The sequence below is a fragment of the Geobacillus uzenensis genome, from assembly GCF_002217665.1.
Classification (GTDB): domain Bacteria; phylum Bacillota; class Bacilli; order Bacillales; family Anoxybacillaceae; genus Geobacillus; species Geobacillus subterraneus.
In genome coordinates, this window is the sequence record NZ_NEWL01000002.1 from 449,562 (window position 1) to 471,054 (window position 21,493).

At 54.1% G+C, this 21,493-nt stretch carries 22 protein-coding genes and 1 riboswitch; of the genes, 17 read left to right on the plus strand and 5 right to left on the minus strand.

What is annotated here, in order from left to right; translation table 11 throughout:
* The first annotated feature begins 94 nt into the window (after positions 1-94).
* A complete protein-coding gene (locus tag B9L21_RS03765) occupies positions 95-727 on the plus strand; it encodes an MBL fold metallo-hydrolase (protein ID WP_063165280.1) in 633 nt (210 codons plus the stop codon).
* 228 nt (positions 728-955) lie between these two features.
* Entirely contained in the window at positions 956-2,083 is a 1,128-nt protein-coding gene (locus B9L21_RS03770; RefSeq protein WP_063165281.1) for a class I SAM-dependent methyltransferase, read from the plus strand.
* A 30-nt stretch (positions 2,084-2,113) separates the two neighbouring features.
* Here B9L21_RS03770 and B9L21_RS03775 read toward each other — a convergent pair whose 3' ends face one another.
* Both B9L21_RS03775 and B9L21_RS03780 read right to left on the minus strand, forming a co-directional pair.
* Positions 2,114-2,356 (minus strand): DUF2626 family protein, encoded by a 243-nt coding sequence (locus B9L21_RS03775; protein ID WP_008879854.1) that lies wholly within the window; start codon positions 2,354-2,356, stop codon positions 2,114-2,116.
* A 161-nt stretch (positions 2,357-2,517) separates the two neighbouring features.
* The gene (locus B9L21_RS03780) at positions 2,518-3,216 is read right to left on the minus strand and encodes a helix-turn-helix transcriptional regulator (protein ID WP_063165282.1); all 699 of its coding nucleotides are present in this window, start codon (positions 3,214-3,216) and stop codon (positions 2,518-2,520) included.
* Between the two features lie 200 nt (positions 3,217-3,416).
* Between B9L21_RS03780 and comGA the strand changes: the two genes are divergently transcribed.
* The 8 genes from comGA (at position 3,417) to B9L21_RS03820 (ending at position 7,785) form a co-directional block, all read left to right on the plus strand.
* A complete protein-coding gene (comGA, locus tag B9L21_RS03785) occupies positions 3,417-4,487 on the plus strand; it encodes a competence type IV pilus ATPase ComGA (protein ID WP_063165283.1) in 1,071 nt (356 codons plus the stop codon).
* Positions 4,484-5,512, plus strand: a complete 1,029-nt coding sequence (comGB, locus tag B9L21_RS03790; RefSeq protein ID WP_063165284.1) for a competence type IV pilus assembly protein ComGB — start codon at positions 4,484-4,486, stop codon at positions 5,510-5,512. Before comGA ends, comGB begins: the two co-directional genes overlap by 4 nt.
* A 68-nt stretch (positions 5,513-5,580) precedes the next feature.
* Complete coding sequence (gene comGC / locus B9L21_RS03795; RefSeq protein WP_082816525.1) at positions 5,581-5,877, plus strand: competence type IV pilus major pilin ComGC; 297 nt, start codon at positions 5,581-5,583, stop codon at positions 5,875-5,877.
* Positions 5,861-6,304 (plus strand): competence type IV pilus minor pilin ComGD, encoded by a 444-nt coding sequence (comGD, locus tag B9L21_RS03800; RefSeq protein WP_225995614.1) that lies wholly within the window; start codon positions 5,861-5,863, stop codon positions 6,302-6,304. Before comGC ends, comGD begins: the two co-directional genes overlap by 17 nt.
* The gene (locus B9L21_RS03805; RefSeq protein WP_063165285.1) at positions 6,288-6,614 is read left to right on the plus strand and encodes a hypothetical protein; all 327 of its coding nucleotides are present in this window, start codon (positions 6,288-6,290) and stop codon (positions 6,612-6,614) included. The genes comGD and B9L21_RS03805 overlap by 17 nt, the downstream gene beginning before the upstream one ends.
* Positions 6,593-7,036, plus strand: coding sequence for a competence type IV pilus minor pilin ComGF (gene comGF, locus B9L21_RS03810; RefSeq protein WP_008879847.1), 444 nt, complete (start codon positions 6,593-6,595; stop codon positions 7,034-7,036). The genes B9L21_RS03805 and comGF overlap by 22 nt, the downstream gene beginning before the upstream one ends.
* 134 nt (positions 7,037-7,170) lie before the next feature.
* On the plus strand, positions 7,171-7,560 hold the full coding sequence (comGG, locus tag B9L21_RS03815) for a competence type IV pilus minor pilin ComGG (protein ID WP_063165286.1): 390 nt from the start codon (positions 7,171-7,173) through the stop codon (positions 7,558-7,560).
* Positions 7,561-7,605: 45 nt separating this feature from the next.
* Positions 7,606-7,785: a YqzE family protein gene (locus B9L21_RS03820; RefSeq protein ID WP_063165287.1), complete on the plus strand. Its 180-nt coding sequence runs from the start codon at positions 7,606-7,608 to the stop codon at positions 7,783-7,785.
* Positions 7,786-7,860: 75 nt separating this feature from the next.
* On the opposite strand, the gene B9L21_RS03825 is transcribed toward B9L21_RS03820, so the two are convergent.
* A complete protein-coding gene (locus B9L21_RS03825) occupies positions 7,861-8,655 on the minus strand; it encodes a YqhG family protein (protein WP_063165288.1) in 795 nt (264 codons plus the stop codon).
* Complete coding sequence (locus B9L21_RS03830; protein ID WP_063165289.1) at positions 8,642-10,306, minus strand: DEAD/DEAH box helicase; 1,665 nt, start codon at positions 10,304-10,306, stop codon at positions 8,642-8,644. The genes B9L21_RS03825 and B9L21_RS03830 overlap by 14 nt, the downstream gene beginning before the upstream one ends.
* Before the next feature lie 218 nt (positions 10,307-10,524).
* A riboswitch (glycine riboswitch) is annotated at positions 10,525-10,613 on the plus strand.
* A gap of 189 nt (positions 10,614-10,802) precedes the next feature.
* On the opposite strand from B9L21_RS03830, the gene gcvT reads away from it, so the two are divergent.
* The 5 genes from gcvT (at position 10,803) to B9L21_RS03855 (ending at position 17,075) form a co-directional block, all read left to right on the plus strand.
* Entirely contained in the window at positions 10,803-11,900 is a 1,098-nt protein-coding gene (gene gcvT / locus B9L21_RS03835; protein WP_063165290.1) for a glycine cleavage system aminomethyltransferase GcvT, read from the plus strand.
* A 19-nt stretch (positions 11,901-11,919) separates the two neighbouring features.
* Positions 11,920-13,266, plus strand: coding sequence for an aminomethyl-transferring glycine dehydrogenase subunit GcvPA (gcvPA, locus tag B9L21_RS03840; protein ID WP_063165291.1), 1,347 nt, complete (start codon positions 11,920-11,922; stop codon positions 13,264-13,266).
* Entirely contained in the window at positions 13,259-14,722 is a 1,464-nt protein-coding gene (gene gcvPB / locus B9L21_RS03845; RefSeq protein ID WP_063165292.1) for an aminomethyl-transferring glycine dehydrogenase subunit GcvPB, read from the plus strand. Before gcvPA ends, gcvPB begins: the two co-directional genes overlap by 8 nt.
* 148 nt (positions 14,723-14,870) lie before the next feature.
* Positions 14,871-15,854 (plus strand): aldo/keto reductase, encoded by a 984-nt coding sequence (locus tag B9L21_RS03850; RefSeq protein WP_063165293.1) that lies wholly within the window; start codon positions 14,871-14,873, stop codon positions 15,852-15,854.
* A 30-nt stretch (positions 15,855-15,884) separates the two neighbouring features.
* On the plus strand, positions 15,885-17,075 hold the full coding sequence (locus tag B9L21_RS03855; RefSeq protein WP_063857356.1) for an ROK family transcriptional regulator: 1,191 nt from the start codon (positions 15,885-15,887) through the stop codon (positions 17,073-17,075).
* Positions 17,076-17,132: 57 nt separating this feature from the next.
* On the opposite strand, the gene B9L21_RS03860 is transcribed toward B9L21_RS03855, so the two are convergent.
* Positions 17,133-17,507 (minus strand): rhodanese-like domain-containing protein, encoded by a 375-nt coding sequence (locus tag B9L21_RS03860; protein WP_063165295.1) that lies wholly within the window; start codon positions 17,505-17,507, stop codon positions 17,133-17,135.
* A 212-nt stretch (positions 17,508-17,719) separates the two neighbouring features.
* Between B9L21_RS03860 and B9L21_RS03865 the strand changes: the two genes are divergently transcribed.
* Positions 17,720-18,556, plus strand: a complete 837-nt coding sequence (locus B9L21_RS03865) for a biotin/lipoate A/B protein ligase family protein (protein WP_063165296.1) — start codon at positions 17,720-17,722, stop codon at positions 18,554-18,556.
* A gap of 256 nt (positions 18,557-18,812) precedes the next feature.
* Positions 18,813-21,386: a vitamin B12-dependent ribonucleotide reductase gene (locus B9L21_RS03870; RefSeq protein ID WP_063165297.1), complete on the plus strand. Its 2,574-nt coding sequence runs from the start codon at positions 18,813-18,815 to the stop codon at positions 21,384-21,386.
* Positions 21,387-21,493: the final 107 nt, after the last annotated feature.

A 21,493-nucleotide genomic window follows, 5' to 3' on the forward strand; every position in this document is an offset into this window, starting at 1 on the left:
TTCCCGTTTTATTTTTCCCTTTCATCGTGCGGGAAAAAACAGTAAAATAAAACTAAACATGCATTGGCCATGCTAAATAAAGGAGGAAACGGCTATGGAGTGGACACGCATTCCCGTCGGCCCGATTCAGGCGAACGCTTACCTTTTGTCGGCCGCAGACGGCGCATGCGTCATCGTTGACCCCGGAGCGGAAGGGGCAGCGCTCGTTCGTCGAATCGAAGAAAAACAGCTGACTCCGCTGGCGATTTTATTGACGCACGCCCATTTTGACCATATCGGCGGCATTCCGGATGTGCTCGCCCGCTGGAACATTCCGGTGTATTTGCATGAAAACGAAAAACAGTGGCTGCAAGATCCGGCGTTAAACGGCTCGCTTTATTTTGGCGGCCCCGTCGTTGTCCGCTGCGAACCGACATGCATCACAGGACGAACGACGCTGACGATCGGCCCGTTTATGTTTGACGTCCGGGAAACGCCAGGCCACTCGCCGGGCAGCGTCTCGTATTATTGCGAAGCGGCGCAAATGGTGTTTTCCGGTGATGCGCTGTTTGCCGGCAGCATCGGGCGCACCGATTTGCCAGGCGGCAATCACCAGCAGCTGCTAAATAGCATCCATGATGAGCTGCTCACGCTGCCCGAGGAGACGGTTGTCCTTTCTGGCCACGGGCCGGAGACGACGATCGGCACAGAAATGGATACAAACCCGTTTTTGCACGGGTTTTCATAAGAAAAGCGGCGCCTGGAGCCGACCGTTGTTCAAATCGTGAAAAAACAGGCAGACGCCCGTCTGCCTGTCAAACAGAAAACACCCTTCTTAGCCGCGCCAAGAAGGGTCTTTGGGGGATGTTCTATCCACAATCATGGGAGGGGATATAGTTAAGCTACTACTATAACGATATACGATTATTTTCACTATGTCAATAGTAAAAAACAAAAAACGGAGAAGGAATGAAAGATGGACCGACTGTACAAGGAGGTTGCCGCGGCGCCGGGCGGACGGGTGTCATATGCCGACTACATGCAAATGGCTCTTTATGATGAACGCTTCGGCTATTACATGCGTGAGCGGGAGAAAATAGGAAAGGAAGGCGATTTTTTCACGAACAGCTCTTTGGCAGCGGCGTTCGGAAAAGCGCTCGCCTCGTTTTGGATTCGGCTCGTGGAACGGGGAGGGCTGCCGCCGGCCGTTTGCGAATGGGGAGGCGGGGACGGGCGTCTAGCGCTGGCCGTATTGGAAGAATGGAAGAAAAAAAGCCCGCATACGTATCAAAAGTTGTCGTACATGATCATCGACCAAAGCCCGTTTCACCGCCGACGACAGCAAGAAACGCTGCGTCCGGTCGCGGAAAAAGTGAGGCAATATGACGGCATCCCCCGTTGGCTCGATGAGTGCGGGCCGTTTTCCGGCATCGTGTTTAGCAACGAGTTTTTTGACGCCTTTCCGGTTCACGTCATCACAAAAGAACATGGCGTTTTATACGAATGTTTCGTCGCCGCTCGCGGCGGCCGGCTCGTCGAAGAAAAAGCGCCGCTTCGAAATTCGGACATCATTCGTTATTTGGACGAGCGTAGGTTGGCTCTCACTGAAGGCCAGCGTCTCGAAGTGCCGCTGGCGATGAAACGGTTTTGGCTTGAGATCGGGCCGCTGTTCCGCCAGGCGGTGATGGTGACCATCGATTACGGCTGCACGGATGAACAGCTGGCTGCACCAGCGCGTCGGCACGGAAGTTTGCGCGGCTATTTCCGCCATCAGCTCATTGCTGACCCGCTCCTCCATCCGGGGGAGATGGACTTGACGTCTCATGTGCAATGGGATGCATTTCGTTTATACGCCCGGCAGGCCGGGTGGGAGGAAGTGGCATTCGTCCGCCAAGATCGGTTTTTGTTAGCGGCTGGCCTTTTACACGAATGGGCCGTTTCCGAGAGTGCGGAGTTGTTTTCGGCGGCGAGCCGGCAAAACCGGATGATCCGCGCGCTCATTGCTGATGACGGCATCAGTCGCTTTTTTGATGTGTCCATTCACCAAAAAGGAGCAAAGCTTTCTGCTGCCGACATGTGGGCGGCGCCGGAGTTTTTGCCGTAAAGAAAAACAGGCAGAGGAATCTGCCTGTTTTTATTCGCCCATGCCGGGCACCATCATAAACGTCGTCCAATACGTGAACGCGGCAAAGAAAATCGTTAAATACGCCCCGAAAATATAAATGTACATTCTCTCGGTCAGTTTTAAAAAGCCGAGGAACAGGAAAAACACCGTTTGGCCAAAGAAGATAAGCGATGTCGTATGCATATGGCCGAGGTAAAACATGACAGCGAAAATGCCGGTCCAAAAAGCGAGCACGCGGAACATGCGGTCCATTATGTATCCCTCCTTCTATGCAATCCATTTATCCTTACTTATTATAATGTACAATAGTTGGGAATGTAAATAACGCTTTCGGACAGGCTGTGAGAAAAAGATTGAGCGCCTGCCGCCAAAACGCCGCTCACGCATGAAAAAAGGAGGGAGAAGGGCCGCTGCTACGGGCGGATGGCGATGCGGTAGGCGCAACGGCGGCTGCCATCCATCATATTTTCTGTTTCAGCCATGTTCGCATCGGCAAACAGCGCTTCCACCATTCCTTCTAAAAAAGCATGGTGCATGCCGCAAACGGTGTCAGGCTGCTGTACGGCGATCTCCTTGAACGGACAGTTGAAAATGTCAAGGTAAAGCATTCCTTCGTCTTCTTCATAGTGAAATTGGGGAAGAAACCCGGCCGCCTCTGCCGCTTCCTCCATGATGCGGATTTTTTCCTCCAAGGTAAGCGCGCCCGTTGAACCGTTATGCGGCAAGCGGCTGGCAACGAGTTCATAGCCGAACTGTTTCCCTGTTTCACGCAGCGCTTCAAGCCCGGCCGGACCGAGTTTGGCCATCGTTTGAATGGCGATTTGAGCCAAAAGTTTGTAATCGCGGAACGGAAAGTACAGACCGACGACTTCGTCCGACAACCGGTACAACCGGCTCGGCCGTCCGCCTTTTCCGGTCTTTTGCGTATCCGATACGACCATGCGGACATCTTCCAGCTTTGTCAAGTGAAGACGGGCGACGTTCGGATGGATGTGAAACTTTTCAGCGATCTCTTGAACGGAAACTTCGCGGTGTATTTTAGCCATGTATTCGTAAATATGAAACCTTGTTGGGTCAGACAGCACGTTTGTAATTTTTAACGTTTGTTCCATTACGTTTCCCTCCTAAATAAATCATTGATAACGTTATTATAATGAAATGGGTTGGGGCGAAGAATGATTTTTGTCACTATTGGCAGCAAGTCGTTTAAAGTTCAAAAAATGTTCACGAAAAAAATTTTTTCGGCGGCGGCAGGAAAACGAGCAATGTCCGTCGAAATATAAAGCAACTTGTCGAAAGGAGGAATTTTGCGCTGGATGATATCGAACAAGTAGCGAACCGTCTCCTCGCTGAAGCGGTGCAGCGCCGCGCCTCTGATCTTCACCTCGTCCCGCGCCGCCATGATGCGGCCATTCGCCTCCGTCTTGACGGCACGCTCACCGATGTCGGCGCGCTCCCGAAAGAAACCGCTGAACGCGTCATCGTCCATTTCAAGTTTCTAGCCGGCATGGATATCGGCGAACGCCGCCGACCGCAAAGCGGCGCGATGGAAGTGAATGAGTCCGGGGAAACGGTGTATTTGCGCTTATCGACGCTGCCGACGCTTTACGATGAAAGCCTCGTCATCCGCCTTCTGCCGCAGCGCTTTTCGCTGCCGCTTCGCGAACTATCCTTATTTCCTCAATCCACCGCACGGTTGTTTTCCTTTATGCAGCAGCCGCAAGGGCTCGTACTGTTGACCGGACCGACCGGGTCGGGAAAGACGACGACATTGTATACGCTTCTTGACGTTTGCCAAGCGGAAAGACAACGCAACATCATCACGCTGGAAGATCCGATCGAAAAACGGAATGACCGGTTTTTGCAAGTGCAGATCAATGAAAAAGCGGGCATCACGTATGCGGCGAGCTTGAAAGCTGCTTTGCGCCATGACCCGGACGTGTTAATGGTCGGCGAGATCCGCGACCATGATACGGCGGCGATCGCCGTGCGATCGGCGTTAACAGGACATTTAGTCGTGTCGACCATGCATGCTGCCGATGCGGTCGGCGCGGTGTACCGGCTGCATGAGTTCGGGGTGCCGCCCGGCGATTTAGCGGAGACGTTGCTCGCCGTTTCGGCGCAGCGTCTCGTTGAACTGTGCTGTCCGCTATGCGGCGACGACTGCCATCCGGCGTGTCGCCAGCTTCGACGCAGACGGCGCGCTGCCGTCCATGAACTGCTTTACGGCCCGGCGCTTCTTGATGCCATCCGTTCACTGTCGGACGGAGACGGGCGACGGCTCCGCCGCCATATGACATTAGCCCGCCTCATCCGCAAAGGAATCGCGCTCGGTTATTTGCCGGTTCGCGCGCTGAGACTTGTCGGAGGGGAAGGACGATGAAGGGGAAAATGTGGCCGCTTGCTGAACAGGCGTTGTTTTTTGTCCGGCTTGGCCGGCTGCTCGAGCGCGGCTATCCGCTCGGACAAGCGCTCGAATTTTTAGCCATCCAAGCCCCAATGAAGCGCCGGCTGGAGCTTGAGCGCTGCCTGCGCCAGCTGCGGGCCGGTTTGCCGGTGTTTGCCGCCATCGAGGCGCTGCCGGTTGACCGTCTTGCTGTCAGCCTCCTCTTTTTTGCCGAACGGCATGGCGATTTGCCGCGCGGCATGGCGGAGGCGGGAGCGGCGCTCGCGCAAAAAGCGCACTTCGGTGAACAGCTGCGCCGCTTCGGCCGCTACCCGCTTTTTCTCTTTGTTTTGCTCATCGTCATGCTTCTGTTGATGGAACGGTGGCTGCTGCCGCAATTTGAGCGGACCGCCGCGGCGCTTTCGCCCGGGAATGAACAGACTTCCTTACTTATTGCGTTCATCGCTGATGCTCCGATGGCGTTGGCGGCCATCGCCGCCCTCGCCATCTTCTCCTGGTTGTTTTACGCCGTTTTCTTCCGCCGCTGGCCGGTTGACCGCCAGCTTCAGCTCGCCTTATCCATTCCATGGTGCGCTTCGTTTGTGAGGCTGCTCGTCACATATATCATGGCCCGCCAGCTCGGCCGCCTGCTGCAAGCGGGTTTGTCCGTCTATGAAGCGCTCGGTGTTTTCAGTGAGCCTTTCTCTTGGCCGTTTCTGCAAATGGAAGGCAAGCGAATTCGCGAGGGGTTGGTCAAAGGGATGGCGCTTGATCATCTCGTCAGCGCCGTCCGCTATTACGAGCCGGAGTTGCCGCTTGTCATCCGCCATGGCCAGTCGAACGGCGAACTGGGCAAAGAGCTCGAACATTACGGCGAGTTTTTGCTGCAAGTGATCGAAAAGCGGCTCGAAACGGCGCTGAAGCTTGTGCAGCCACTCTTGTTGTCGGCAGTCGGAGCGCTCATCGTCGGCATGTATTTAGCTATTTTGCTGCCGATGTTTTCGATGTTGAACGGGCTGTAGGCTGCCTAAGGGATAGGCGGCTAAGCTGAAGCCTAATACTGACTATACACTATAAAGGAGGAGTTCTCGTGAACGAAAAAGGGTTTACCCTCATTGAAATGCTCATTGTGCTAATGGTCATTTCCGTGCTGCTGTTAGTGGCGATTCCGAACATCACGAAGCATAACGGCATGATTAACACCAAAGGATGCGAGGCATTTTTGAACACAGTGCAGGCGCAAGTGAAGGCATATGAGATGGAGCATAACAAAATTCCAACCGTGCAGGAATTGCTTGATGGCCGCTATATTAAATCGGACAAATGTCCGAACGGTCACGCGATCGAAATCAATGAGAACGGCGATGTGAGTGAAGTTGGCTCGTAACGGCGGGTTTACGCTGCTTGAAATGCTTGTCGTTTTGTCAATCGCGCTTCTGTTGACAACGTTGGCTGTCCCGGCGCTCGGCGGGGTCGTGCACGAGCGTGAGGAGACGTATATGTTGGCGCTGCTGCGCGCCGATTTGTATGGCGCCCAGCAGCATGCCATTGCCAAGCGGAGGAAAGTGTCCGTGTTTTTCACCGAAGGGCGCGGCGAGTATCAGGCAGTTGACACACATAGCGGCCAACGGATCGTCGCCCGCACGCTCCCGGCGCCATGGCGGTTTCAGCTCGGCACGCTGCGCAACCCGCTCATCTTTACTGATAACGGCAATATCAAGCAAGGCGGGACCGTTTGGGTGAAAAGCAGCAAAGGCAGTTATAAAGTGACGTTTTTGCTTGGGAAAGGGCGGTTTTATGTGCAAAAAATGTAGCGGCGGATTTTTGCTCGTCGAGGCGCTGTTCGCCTTGGTATTGCTATGGACGGCGGCTGCTGTCCTCCTGCCCTTATATATGCAAATCGCCATGGAACGGAACAACCTTGCGCTCGAGGAAAAAGCGCGCCGGCTGTTAACCATCGCTTTATATGAAGAGCCGCTTGTCGGCGATACGGCGGTGGCGGATGGGCGAACGGTGTTTCATGTGCAGGCGCGCGATGAAGGGGGGCGGATGTGGAAAGTATGCGTGCGCTGGAACGACTACGTCGGCCGCGAGGTGGAACGGTGCGGGTACGGCAAGCGGTAGCAGGGAGAGAGTCGGGATTTACGCTTTTGGAAGCGCTGTTGGCGCTGGCGGCCGCGTTGACCGTTGCTGCGGTCATCCCGGCGCTGCTATCCGTCCGCCCGCTTGGTGCTGATGTGTCAGTTGATGGGTTTACGCACCTTGAGTGGCGCTTGTTTTTGCAGCAACTGCAAATCGAATTGCATGAAACGGAACGATGGTCGACGGACGGGGCGACGCTTTATTTGCAAAAATGGAATGGCGACAAGGTGAGCTTTTCGTTAGTAAAATCCAACATCATCCGCCAAGTGGACGGCACTGGCAACGAAACAGCACTTCGTCATGTGCGTGCTGTTTCATACAGTACGGGCATCCGTGGTCTGTTTGTGCAAGTGACAGCTACCGATGGAATAGTTTATGAAGCGTTTGTGGCGCGGGCGTTTTAGTGGGAGGATTTTTTACTGAATGGCTAGCGGCTCTTAGCAGCCGTTATACCTCCTTTCGCTCGCTTGGGCGACGAGCTGCATTGACTTTTGAGAGGAAAGGACGGAGGAACAAAGAAAGGAGTAGAAGGGGAGAGATGGGACGTCAGGACGGCGTCGTTTTTCCGCTTGTAGCGGTTGTTGCTTTGCTGCTCGCTTTTTCCGTCACGCACATCGTGCTTTTGTATGAAGTGGAACAACAGGCGGCGCATGCCGCTCGGCAGGCGGCCGAAGCCGATGAGCTCGTGCAGATGGCCGTGTTTGACGTGAAAGAACAAATCGCGTCGTCGGACCCGTCGACAGTGGTGCACGAAGGGGGATGGACGTACCCGCGCGGAACGGCCGCCTACCGTTGGGAAAAAGTAGGGGAAACGAGTGTCCGGGTCTCCCTATCTGTTCGCTCTTCGTCCGGGCTTAGAAGGAGCGCTGCGTTTACAGTGATGATTCCGTCACTCCATATCACCGAGTGGAGCGAACAAAACGATTAAAAAAGGAAAGGGACGGAAAAACTAAAAGAAAAAGGGGGGACTCTAATGGCGGTCAATGATTATGTCAAATTTGTCACCCAGCAGTTTGTCGCTTACACGGATATGCCGAAAGAGGAGCGGACGCGGCGGCGAAGTGAGCGGAAACAAGAGCAGCCCCCGCTCTCTTACCGCCTGTTCGGGCTGATGCCGCTTTCGCTCCGCCTGTTGTTGCGGCGTCGCCCGTGACGAACGCCCGCTGGCCTTGTCGGCCGGCGGGCGTTTTTGGCTTAAATGGAGCCGGTTTGCCCGCTTATGGAGCCGCTATGAGGAGCGCGGCATTAAATAGAACAGGCCGCCGTTAACGACGGAAACGGTGATGCGCGGCTTGTATTGCTTTTCAAGCGCTTCTTTCTCGCGATAATAGCACTCCGGCTTTTCTTCGGCGTCTTTATAAAATTCATCAAGCAGCGCCAAATCATCGGCCCAGCGCTGGTGCGCTTCGGCAGCCCATGTGTGGTCGTCGGCGGCGATGCGGTCGCGAATATATTGTTCAAGGCGGCTGATGCCGCTTCGCGGCTTAATGAGCGGGGAGATCGTGAAGCAGTAGTCCGGGATTTTCGGCGTCAGCCGCCGCTCGCGCAGCCGTTCATGAAACGATTCGATCATTGTTCCGCTGATGAGATGAATACCAAGTGAAACGATCTCATCTTTTTTTCGGTCGCATTCATACGAAATCACCACGTTCATGCCAAGCCATGGGTGAAGGGCGGCGTTTCCGCTCAAGGGGGCGTCTGGCTCCTCATACAGACGGATAAAGCTCCCTCGTTTTTGCGCCGAGCGGAACAGCTGGTGCAGCCGCGGCGCTCCGAAATGAAGCCGCTCGCCTTTTAGCTTGTCCGTCTGCTCGCTCGGGCGGGTGATCAGCGTCAGCTGCATTGGCTGCGGAACGCCGCCCGTCCGTTCGATGTAATGCCAATAAAACGGCCGATTCATCAGCTCTTTATCCATTTCTGCCGTCAGCTGGATCGTCATATAGTCGTCGTTTGCTTCCAAAAAGGTGCAGCCGTTCGCTGCAAAGTAACGCTCGACAAAACGGCGGATTTCATGTTGCTGCATGCCGTTCGCCTCCTTCTTTTCCGAGCTGTTCGGCCAGCTCGATCATCGCCATGATGTTTTCCATTTTAATTTTCATTTCCCCTTCGCTCCGCGAATGGACGAGGGCGTCTTCAAAGTAATGTTCAAGGTTGGCGAGGTTCATTTTCGCCAAGATGTCGTCCAATTCGCCGACGACCCGTTCAAATAAGCGGATTTTTTCGTACAGAAGCGTTAAAATATGTTCTTCAACCGTCTGCTTGACGGCGAAGTTGTAAATGTGGACGTCATCGGTCTGGCCGAGCCGGTGGACGCGGCCGATCCGCTGTTCGAGGCGCATCGGGTTCCACGGCAAGTCGTAGTTGATGACGTGGCGGCAAAACTGCAAGTTGATCCCTTCGCCGCCCGCTTCGGTGGCGATAAACACTTGCGCATGATGTTTAAACAGCTCTTGCATCCAGTCTTTCTTGCCGCGCCGGAAGCCGCCGCGAAACGGGACGGACGAAATGCCGTGCTGCTTTAAAAACCATTGCAAATACAGCTGCGTCGCCCGGTATTCGGTGAAAATAATCACTTTGTCATTGATCGAGCGGATGAGTTCGAGCGCTTTTTCCGCCTTTGAGTTCGTCGTGACGGCGTTGATTTTTTCAAGCACATGTTCAAGCGCTTCCGGAACCGCCCCTTCACATTTGTCAATCATATTTTTGACGGTCAAAAACAACGCTTCGCGGCTGCTGCATGCCTCACGAAGCAGCGTAATGAGGGAAAACGAACCGGCGAACGATTCATGGCGGAGCGCCTTTACCGCCTCGTACAGTTCGCGTTCCTCAGCGGTAAACTCGATCAGCACCGGCTCGACGTGGCGTTTTGACCATTCGATCGGCGTGTCAGCGCGGCGGTTGCGAATCATCACCTTGTTGACGAGCGCTTTTAAATGGTCGTTTGTTTGTACGGCCCGCGTTTTGCCGTACGTTTTCGCAAACTGTTCGGCGTTGCCTAAATGGCCGGGCTTCAGAAGCGAGATGAGATTGAAAATTTCTTCGATCCGGTTTTGGATCGGCGTCGCCGTCAGCAGCAAACAAAACTTCTTTTTTAAATGTTGCACAAACTCGTAGTTTTTCGTTTTGTTGTTTTTCAGCTTGTGCGCCTCATCGATGATGATCATATCATACGGCTGCTCGTAAATGATGTCGCGGTGCGGCGGTTTTTTCGCCGTATCGATCGATGAGACGACAATGTCGCATTGCTCCCAGACATAGCTCTTTTTTTGCTGAACGGCCGGGATGAAAAACTTTTCGTTCAGCTCTTTCACCCATTGCGAAACAAGGGAGGCGGGAACGAGAATAAGCGCTTTTTTGACGAGGCCGCGAATCATATATTCTTTAAGGACGAGCCCTGCTTCAATCGTTTTGCCAAGCCCGACTTCATCGGCCAAAATCGCCTTGCCGTTCATCTCCTCGACGACGCGGCGCGCCACTTCAAGCTGATGCGGCAGAATGGTTACATGCGGCAAATGTTTCGGCGCCTGCAAGCCGTGAAATTCCGGCACGCTTACATGCCGGGCGGCCTCTAACGCCAGTTCGTACATTTCCCAGCTTGCCCACGGGCCGTCTTTTTCGACGCGCTCAAGAAATTCCTCCTTCCACGTTTCATCCATTTTCATCTCGATGTCCATGGCCATCCCCTTCCCTTGTTGCGAATATTTATATTGATCGCAGATGATACGTTAAGCAGAAAAAGAACATTTTTGTAGTTAATTTCTATAAAAGTTCGTTCATTTCCTATTGCCCTTTTTGCGTAGTTAATGGTAGTATAAATTTAGAACATTCGCATGAATGGTGGATAAGGGCGTTTTTTAGTATGCCCGCTTTGGAAAAATTTATTGACCGGCGGATGACGGCAAGGGGAGAGACTACGGAATGTAGCGCCGAAGGAGCAAGCGGAAACGCGAATCTCTCAGGCAAAAAGACTCTTGCTTGACGCAGCTCTGGAGAGCGTCTGCCCATAGGCGGACCACCCAAGAGGAAACCGATCGGCCCGCGCGAACCGCTCACGGCTGCGCCGGCCTAAGGCCGACGGGAAACTTTCAGGTGCCAGGACAGAGCCCCACCTTTTATATAAAGGGTGGAGTCTGTCCTTTTTTGCGTCACAGATCAAAAGGAGGGAATCGGATGCTGAAGCGCACGCCGCTCTTTCCGGTATACGCCCGTCACGGCGCCAAGATGGTTGAATTTGGCGGCTGGGAAATGCCGGTGCAATTTTCGAGCATCAAAGAAGAGCACGAAGCTGTAAGGACGCGTGCCGGACTGTTTGATGTCTCCCATATGGGGGAAATCACCGTCCGCGGCCGCGGCAGTCTTGCGTTTTTGCAAAAGCTGATGACGAACGATGTTGCCAAGCTGCGGCCGGGACGGGCGCAATATACACTCATGTGCGATGAAAACGGCGGCACGGTTGATGACTTGTTGATTTACCAAAAAGGGGAAGACGACTATTTGCTTGTCGTCAACGCCGCAAATACAGAAAAAGATTTTGCGTGGCTAAGCGAGCACGCAGATGACGGCGTCAGGCTCGAGGATGTGTCGGCTGAAACGGCTCAACTTGCTTTGCAAGGACCGGCGGCCGAACGCGTGCTACAAAAATTGACCAATGTTGATTTGTCGGCGCTGCGTCCGTTTTCGTTCCAAGACGATGTGGAAGCGGCCGGCGTAAAGGCGCTCGTCTCGCGCACCGGCTATACCGGTGAGGACGGGTTTGAACTGTACTGCCAGGCGGAAGACGCCATCACCCTATGGGAGGCCATCTTGACAGCCGGGGCTGAGAACGGCGTTCTCCCGTGCGGGTTAGGGGCGCGCGACACGCTTCGGTTTGAAGCATGTTTGCCGCTTTACGGCCAAGAGCTGTCGGCAACGATCTCGCCGCTTGAAGCCGGGCTCGGCTTTGCCGTTAAAACGGAAAAAGAAACGCCGTTTATCGGCCAAGCCGTGCTGAAACGGCAAAAAGAAGCCGGCCCGCCGCGTCGGCTTGTCGGGATCGAGATGATCGATAAAGGCATTCCGCGCCACGGCTACCGCGTGTTTGCCGCCGGTGAAGAAGCCGGATTCGTCACGACCGGCACGCAGTCGCCGACGTTGAAAAAAAACATCGGGTTAGCTCTTGTCAAAGCGGAAGTGGCCGCGATCGGCCAAGAAGTAGAAGTGGATATCCGCGGCAAACGATTGAAAGCCACTATTGTACCGACCCCGTTTTACAAGCGGGCCAAGTCATAAGTAAGGGGGAAGGAAAACTGTGCTCCACCGTTATTTGCCGATGACGGAAGAAGACAAGCAAGAAATGTTGAAGACGATCGGTGTTGCCTCGATCGATGAGCTGTTCGCCGACATTCCGGAACAAGTCCGCTTCCGCGGCGAGCTGAATGTGAAACCGGCGAAATCGGAGCCGGAGCTGTGGAAAGAGTTAAGTGCGCTGGCGGACAAAAATGCCAATGCGAAACAACACGTTTCCTTTTTAGGCGCCGGAGTATACGACCATTATATTCCAGCCGTCGTCGACCACGTCTTGATGCGTTCCGAATTTTACACGGCGTATACGCCGTACCAGCCGGAAATTTCGCAAGGCGAGCTGCAGGCGATTTTCGAGTTCCAAACGATGGTGTGTGAGCTGACCGGCATGGACGTCGCCAACTCATCGATGTATGACGGCGGCACGTCGCTCGCAGAAGCAGTGTTGCTGAGCGCCGCCCATACGAAACGGAACAAAGTGCTCCTCTCTAGCGCCGTCCATCCGCAATATCGCGAAGTCGTGCGCACGTATGCAAAAGGACAGCAGCTTGAGGTGAAAGAAATTCCGTATAACGGCGGTGTTACTGATCTTGAGGCGCTCGCAGCCGAAATGGGAGACGATGTGGCGTGCGTCGTAATCCAATATCCGAACTTTTTCGGCCAAATCGAGCCGTTAAAAGCGATCGAGCCGCTCGTTCATGAAAAGAAAAGTTTATTCGTTGTCGCCAGCAACCCGCTCGCCCTCGGTGTGTTGACTCCGCCTGGGGCGTTTGGCGCCGACATCGTCGTCGGCGATATGCAGCCGTTTGGCATTCCGATGCAGTTTGGCGGCCCACATTGCGGCTATTTCGCCGTCAAAGCGCCGCTCATGCGAAAAATTCCGGGCCGTCTTGTCGGACAGACGACCGACGAGGACGGGCGCCGCGGATTTGTCTTGACGCTGCAGGCGCGCGAACAGCACATCCGCCGCGATAAAGCGACATCGAACATTTGCTCAAACCAAGCGTTAAACGCCTTGGCTGCTTCAGTGGCGCTCTCGGCGCTCGGCAAGCGGGGCGTGAAAGAGATGGCGGCGATGAACATGCAAAAGGCGCATTATGCGAAAAGCGAGCTCGAAAAACGCGGCTTGCTGTCGCCGTTTGCCGGTCCATTTTTCAACGAATTTGTCATCCGGCTCGGCCAGCCGGTCGATGATGTCAATGCCCGCTTGCTGAAAAAAGGGATCATCGGCGGCTACGACCTTGGCTTTGATTATCCGGAGCTCGTCAACCATATGCTTATTGCTGTCACGGAACTGCGGACGAAGGAAGAAATCGATCGGTTCGTAAACGAATTGGGGGATTGCCATGCATAACGATCAACCGCTTATTTTCGAACGGAGCAAGCCAGGACGAATTGCCTACAGCCTGCCGGCGCTTGATGTTCCGGCTGTTGATGTGAGCGAGCTTGTGCCGGCGGATTATTTCCGCACCGAGGAGCCGGAGCTGCCAGAAGTGTCGGAACTCGACTTAATGCGCCATTATACGGCGCTCTCGAAGAGAAACCACGGCGTCGATTCCGGGTTTTACCCGCTCGGGTCGTGCACGATGAAATACAATCCGAAAATCAATGAAAATGTCGCCCGTCTCGCCGGATTTGCCCACATCCATCCGCTGCAGCCGGAGGAAACGGTGCAAGGAGCGCTTGAGCTCATGTACGACTTGCAAGAGCACTTAAAAGAAATTACCGGGATGGATGCGGTTACGTTGCAACCGGCCGCCGGCGCTCACGGCGAGTGGACCGGGCTGATGATGATCCGCGCCTATCACGAAGCGAACGGCGACTTCGGACGGACGAAAGTGATCGTTCCCGACTCGGCGCACGGCACGAATCCAGCGTCGGCAACCGTTGCCGGTTTTGAAACAGTGACGGTCCGCTCGACCGCTGACGGACTTGTTGATTTAGAGGATTTAAAACGCGTCGTCGGCCCGGATACAGCGGCGCTCATGCTCACAAACCCGAACACGCTCGGGCTGTTTGAAGAGCAAATCGTCGAGATGGCACAAATCATCCATGAGGCGGGCGGCAAGCTGTACTATGACGGCGCGAACTTAAACGCCATTCTCGGCAAGGCGCGCCCGGGCGACATGGGCTTTGACGTCGTCCATTTGAACTTGCATAAAACGTTCACCGGCCCGCACGGCGGCGGAGGTCCAGGTTCCGGGCCGGTCGGGGTGAAAGCCGATCTCATCCCATTTTTGCCGAAGCCGGTCATTGCCAAAGGGGAAAACGGCTATTATCTCGATGATAACCGCCCGCAGTCGATCGGCCGCGTCAAGCCGTTTTACGGCAACTTCGGCATTAACGTCCGGGCGTACACGTACATCCGCTCGATGGGGCCGGACGGCTTAAAAGCGGTGAGCGAGTATGCCGTCTTAAACGCCAACTATATGATGCGCCGGCTTGCCGACTATTACGATTTGCCGTATGACCGCCATTGCAAGCACGAGTTTGTCCTCTCCGGCAGACGACAAAAGAAGCTCGGAGTCAGAACGCTCGATATCGCCAAGCGGCTGCTTGATTTCGGCTTCCATCCGCCGACGATTTACTTCCCGCTCATCATCGAAGAGTGCATGATGATCGAGCCGACCGAGACGGAATCGAAAGAAACGCTCGATGCGTTCATCGATGCGATGATTCAAATTGCCAAGGAAGCGGAAGAAAACCCGGAGATCGTCCAAGAAGCGCCGCATACGACCGTTGTCAAGCGGCTCGATGAAACGACCGCGGCGCGCAAGCCGATTTTGCGCTATCAAAAACCGAGAAACTGATCACTGATACCGACAAACGGCTCGTCCAACAATGGGCGGGCCGTTTCGTTTAGGCCGGCTGCGCCGCTATTGCAGCGTTGACAGAAAAGTTTAGTTAGTTTATCATATAAACTAATGGCAATGATCCATCAATAAGGGGGAGTGAGACATGCAATACCGGCAGTTAGGAAATACCGACCTTCGAGTGAGCGAACTCAGCTTCGGTACGTGGGCGATCGGCGGCTCGTGGGGGAAAGTCGACGATCAAGAATCGTTGCGCGCCCTCGCCTACGCCATCGAGCAGGGGGTTAACTTTTTTGATACGGCTGATGTGTACGGCAACGGCCATAGCGAAGAGCTGTTGGCGAAGGCGACAAAAGGGAAGGAAGACCGCATCTACATAGCGACGAAGTTTTGCCGCGCCGGCGATATCCATGACCCGGACAACTATTCCGAAGCGTCCGTGCGCGCATATTGTGAGGCAAGCTTGAAACGGCTCGGCCGCGAGGCGATCGATTTGTATCAAATTCATTGCCCGCCGTTTGCCATTTTAAAGCAAGGCGCCGTGTTTGAAGTGTTAGAGAAGTTAAAGCAGGAAGGAAAAATCCGCTATTACGGCGTCAGCGTCGAAACGATGGAAGAAGGGCTGTACGTCATCGAGCATTCGCAGGCAAGCGCGCTGCAAGTCATCTTCAACATTTTGCGGCAAAAGCCGCTCGAGCGCCTGCTTCCGGAGGCGAAACGGCGCGGCGTCGGCATTTTGGTCCGCCTCCCGCTCGCCAGCGGGCTGCTGACCGGCAAGTTCACGAAGCAAACGACGTTTGCTGAGGATGACCACCGCCGTTTCAACCGCAACGGTGAACAGTTTAATGTTGGGGAAACGTTCGGCGGTTTGGAGTTTGAAAAAGGGGTGGAGCTCGCCGACAAGCTGCGTTGGATTGCCGATGGGCGCGGCAGCATGGCGAAAGCGGCGCTCCGATGGGTCATTGATCATGAAGAAGTGACGTGCGCCATTCCGGGCTTTAAAACGGTGAAACAAGTCGAAGAAAACTTGGCGGCGCTGGCGGTGCCATCGTTCAGCGAAGAAGAAATGGCGCGGCTTCGCCAGTTTTATGAAACCGAAGTGCATCCGCACATTCGCGGGGCATACTAAACAAATAAGATAAAAAGGATGACTAGTCACGTGCGGACAGGAAACATTACTCTTGTCAAAAAAATGAATAAACAGCTTGTGTTGAAACTCATTCGCGACCAGCACCCGATTTCGCGCGCCGACATTGCGAAAACGACTGGCTTGAACAAAGCGACCGTTTCCGCCCTCGTCGACGAGCTGATCGCTGAACACTTCGTTCATGAAAGCGGCATCGGTGTTTCGACCGGCGGACGCCGGCCGCTCATGCTCCGCTTTAACGCCGATGCCGGCTCGCTCGTCGGCGTTGAGCTTGGCGTCAACTATTTATACGCCGTCTTGACGAACTTAAACGCCGAAATCATTTGGGAGCAGCGGCGTTCGTTCCGCCCGGAGGAGGGACAGGAGGCAATTGTCAGTGAAATGATCGAGTTGATTGAGGCGGCCATCCGCCGGGCGCCGGCGACGCCGTACGGCGTGATGGGAATCGGGATCGGCGTCCCCGGCGTCGTGCACACAGAAAGCGGGACAGTCATTTTCGCCCCGAACTTGCGCTGGGATGATGTCGCCCTCGCTTCGGCTTTGCAAAAACGGTGGCCGCAATATCCGGTCATCGTCGAAAACGAGGCGAAGCTGGCGGCACTTGGGGAAAAATGGTTCGGCGCCGGCAAGGAATTTGCCCATTTTGTTTATATTAGCGCCGGCATCGGCATCGGCGCCGGCGTCGTCTTGCATCATCAGCTGTATCGCGGGGTGAACGGGCTGGCGGGGGAAATCGGCCATCATACGATCGACTTAAACGGCGCTCGCTGCAACTGCGGCAACATCGGCTGCTGGGAAATGTACGCGTCGGAAAAATATATCAAGCGCCGTTTGGCGGAAGAGGGGCGTACAGAATGGCTTGACGACCGCTTTTCCATCGCGGCGATGGCGCTGGCGGCCGAAAACGATGCCCAGCTGGCGCGCATTTTGGAAGAAACGGGCCGCTATCTCGGCATCGGGCTGCTGCAGGTGATTTATGCGTACAACCCGGAGGCGGTCATTATCGGCGGCCCGCTTGCTCAGGCCGGTGATTTCGTGCTTGATGCAGCGCGCAAAGAGGTGAGGGAGCGCATTCTCGTCAAAAAAGAAAGCGAGCCGTATATGATTGCCTCGGAGCTGAAAGAAAAAAGCTGCGCCATCGGCGCGGCTGCGTCGGTGTTAGAAGCGGTCGTTCTGCCGCCGGAATTTGAGCCGGCGCTCTAGCCGATGCCAATGAAAAGAGGCGCCTGCTGTTTCTAGCAGAGCGCCCTTTTTTAATATCTAGGCATTTTTCTTTATTTTTCCTGTCCATTTTTTGAATCCGCCTTTTAAATGATACAAGTTGCGGTATCCTTTCCGGTAGAGCATTTGCGCGGCCCGCCCGCTGCGCAGCCCATTTTGGCAATATAAATAAATCGGCTGATCTTTGCGCAGTTCTTTCATGCGCATGCGCAGCTGGGTAAGCGGAATGTTGCGCGCCCCTAAAATATGTCCAGCCGCAAACTCGTCCGGTTCGCGGACATCGACTAATTGCGCTTTTCGGTAGCCGGCGCGGAACTCTTCTTCCGTCAATGCTTTGACAATTCGGCGTTGCCATAAATAGGTGATGACGGAATACACGATGATTGCGCCAAGAATGATGAGCAATGCTTCCACCCGTTAGGCCTCCTTTCCCTTCGTCCACTATTCCTATTATATAAAGTTGCCGCTTAGAAGCAAAGTATTTTCCTAATGGCATTTTTCTTCCCTTGGCAGGCGTTGTTTGCTAAACTAGTAAAGGCGGCAGAGAAGGCGGTTTAGCGTGACTTATGGACAAGCCGCCGCAACGCCCGATATGGCATGTTTGAAATCGTAGAGAAGGTGAAACGATGGCAAAAGAAGTATGGCGCTTTATCGATTCTGGCGACCGTTCACCGTCGTTTAATATGGCGCTTGATGAGGCGCTTTTGGATTGGCATAGCGCGGGGAAAATTCCGCCCACCGTCCGTTTTTACGGTTGGAATCCGCCCACATTGTCAATCGGCTATTTTCAAAAAGTGGAGAAAGAAATCGACTTAGAAGCCGTCAAGCGCCACGGCCTCGGCTTCGTCCGCCGTCCGACCGGAGGGCGCGGCGTCTTGCATGACAAAGAATTGACGTACAGCGTAATCGTTTCAGAATCGCATCCGGATATGCCGCAGACGGTCACAGAAGCGTACCGTGTCATTTCCCAAGGCATTTTAGAAGGTTTCCGTTTTCTTGGGCTTGACGCGTATTTTGCCGTGCCGAAAACGGAAGAAGAAAAAGCGGATTTGCGCAGCCCGCGTTCCGCCGTTTGCTTTGACGCGCCGTCGTGGTATGAGCTCGTTGTCGAAGGGCGGAAAGTGGCCGGCAGCGCGCAAACGCGGCAAAAGGGCGTCATTTTGCAGCACGGCTCGATTTTGCTTGACTTGGACGAAGAGCTGTTGTTCAGCTTGTTTAAATACCCGAACGAACGGGTAAAAGAGCGGCTTCAGCGCAATTTTAAAAACAAGGCGGTCGCGATCAACGAGCTGACGGAGCGGACGGTAACGATCGAGGAAGCGAAAGAGGCGTTTTACAAAGGGTTTGAAAAGGGCTTGGACATCGTGCTGGAGCCATATATACTGACGGCTGAAGAGTTGGCGTATGTCGAGGAATTGGCGCGGACAAAGTACGAAAGCGACGAATGGAACTTTAAGCGCTAGGCAGCAACATGGAAAATCGTTCATTTTTCGGCAAAAACGGCACCATTCATCCGGTTTTCTCCGCTTTTCGCCGTTTTTTGCCTTTTTTTCTGCTTGACAAAAACGAAATCATTTGTTCTCAATCACAATATATAGTATGATTTTCGCAAAAAATCATACTATATATTGTTTTTTTCTGATTGATATGGTAAGGTAGAGAAGACAGGACAACTTTGCCAAAACGTGAGAGATTATATAAAAGAGGAGAGATAGGAGAATGACGGTGGCGTCGTCTGAAAAAATGAAAATCAATATGGAAAAGCTAAACGAGGATATTCGCTTGTTTCCGCAAGTGCATCCGATTACGCCGGATATGCACATCACCCATAAAGGCGTGTCCCGTTTAGTGATGCTTGACCGGTATTCGTTTAAGGATACGGAAAAGCTGACGCTCACACCGGGCGATTTTGTCGTGTTGACGATCAAGGAGGACCCGAAATTTCCGGCCCGCGGGCTCGGCTTTATCGTCGACATCGACTGGGAGGCGAAAAAGGCCCATGTGTTGATCGAGGACGAGTACCGGCATGTGCTCGAAGGCGAAGAGGCAGAAACCGGCATTGTCTTCCGCTCGCTCGACATTATCGACAAGCCGCTGGAAATTTTTTATGAACAAATTGCGAAACGGAACGCGACTGGGCTTGCTGCTGTAGAGGAAACGGCGGAAAAGCGCAGCGAGTGGTTCCACAAGTTTTATGAGGAGCTCTCGAGCATGAATTTTGTCCCGGCCGGCCGCGTGTTGTACGGGGCGGGTTCGGGCAAGGAAGTGACGTATTTCAACTGCTATGTGATGCCGTTTGTGAAAGATTCGCGGGAAGGCATTTCCGAACACCGAAAGCAGGTAATGGAAATTATGAGCCGCGGCGGCGGGGTTGGCACGAACGGTTCGACATTGCGGCCGCGCCATACGCTCGCGCGCGGGGTAAACGGCAAATCGTCCGGGTCGGTTTCGTGGTTGGATGACATTGCCAAGCTGACCCACCTTGTCGAGCAAGGTGGCTCCCGCCGCGGCGCCCAAATGATCATGCTTGCCGACTGGCACCCGGACATTATCGAATTTATCGTCTCGAAAATGCAAAACCCGCGCATCTTGCGCTACCTGCTCGAGAATATGGAAGATGAGGGCATCAAAAAAGCAGCGCGCGACAAACTGAAATTCACGCCGCTCACCGACCGGGAACGGGCGATGTACGAAGCGATCGTCCGCTACAAAAACGAACCCGGCTACGGCGGCTTTACCGAAGAAATCATTAAAGACGCCGAAGAAAAACTGCGCACCGGCGGTACATATACCGTCCATAATCCTGACTTTTTAACCGGTGCGAACATTTCGGTCTGCCTGACAAAAGAGTTCATGGAGGCGGTCGAAAACGACGATGAGTATGCACTCCGCTTCCCGGATGTAGAAACCTATTCCGAAGAAGAAATGCGCATTTACAACGAAAAATGGCATGAAGTTGGCGATGTGCGCGAATGGGAAAAAATGGGCTACCGCGTCCGCGTCTACCGAAAAATCCGCGCTCGCGAGCTCTGGAAGCTGATTAACATTTGCGCGACGTACTCAGCCGAGCCGGGCATTTTCTTCATCGACAATGCGAACGAAATGACGAACGCCCGCGCGTACGGACAAAAAGTCGTTGCGACTAACCCATGCGGGGAACAACCTTTAGCGCCATATTCTGTCTGCAACCTCGCCGCCATTAACTTGGCAAACATGGTCGATAAAGAACGGAAAGTCGTCGACTATGAAAAACTGAAACGCACGGTTGAGATCGGTGTGCGGATGCAAGACAACGTCATTGATGCTACGCCGTATTTCCTTGAGGAAAACAAAAAGCAAGCGCTCGGTGAGCGCCGCATCGGCCTTGGCGTCATGGGGCTCGCGGACTTGCTTATTTATTGCGAAAAAGAGTATGGCTCTGAAGAAGGAAACGAACTCGTGGATGAACTGTTCCGCACGATCGCCACGACCGCCTACCGGGCATCGATTGAGCTGGCAAAAGAAAAAGGCAGCTTCCCGTTCCTTGTCGGTGAGACGGACGAAGAAACGCGCCGGCTGCGCGAAGCGTTCATCAATACCGGCTATATGAAACGGATGCCGGAAGACATTCGCCAAGCTATTTTACAATACGGCATTCGCAACTCCCACTTGCTGACGGTGGCGCCAACGGGATCGACCGGAACGATGGTCGGCGTCTCGACCGGGCTTGAGCCGTACTTCTCATTCGCATACTACCGGAGCGGCCGCCTCGGCAAGTTCATCGAAGTGAAGGCCGATATCGTCCAAGAATATTTAGACAAGCATCCGGAAGCCGATCCGAACCACTTGCCGCATTGGTTTGTGACAGCGATGGACTTGCCGCCGGAAGCGCATGCTGATGTGCAATGCATCATCCAGCGCTGGGTCGACTCGAGCTTGTCGAAAACGGTCAATGCGCCAAAAGGCTACACGGTCGAACAAGTGCAAAAAGTATATGAGCGGCTGTGGCGCTGCGGCGCGAAAGGCGGCACCGTCTATGTCGACGGCAGCCGCGATGCGCAAGTGTTGACGCTGAAAGCGGAAGAAAACACGGTTGAAGAGCAGCTGGAACTCATTCCGGAAGAAACGGAAGAACAGGCGAAGAAACGCACCGTCGTTCTTGTCGATACGATTCAAGATGTGCGCGCCACCGATGTGACGATCGGCTCGGAAATCGGCAACATTTGCCCGATCTGTCGGGAAGGGACGGTCGAAGAAATCGGCGGCTGCAATACGTGCACGAGCTGCGGTGCTCAGCTGAAATGCGGGCTGTAACCGGTTAGGGCCGGAAAACGCTGGTTTCCATTGGGAAACCGGCGTTTTTTTACATAAAACGGGGGAGGAAAAATATAGTGATAAAAGGGAGGAGAAACGAAAGGGGG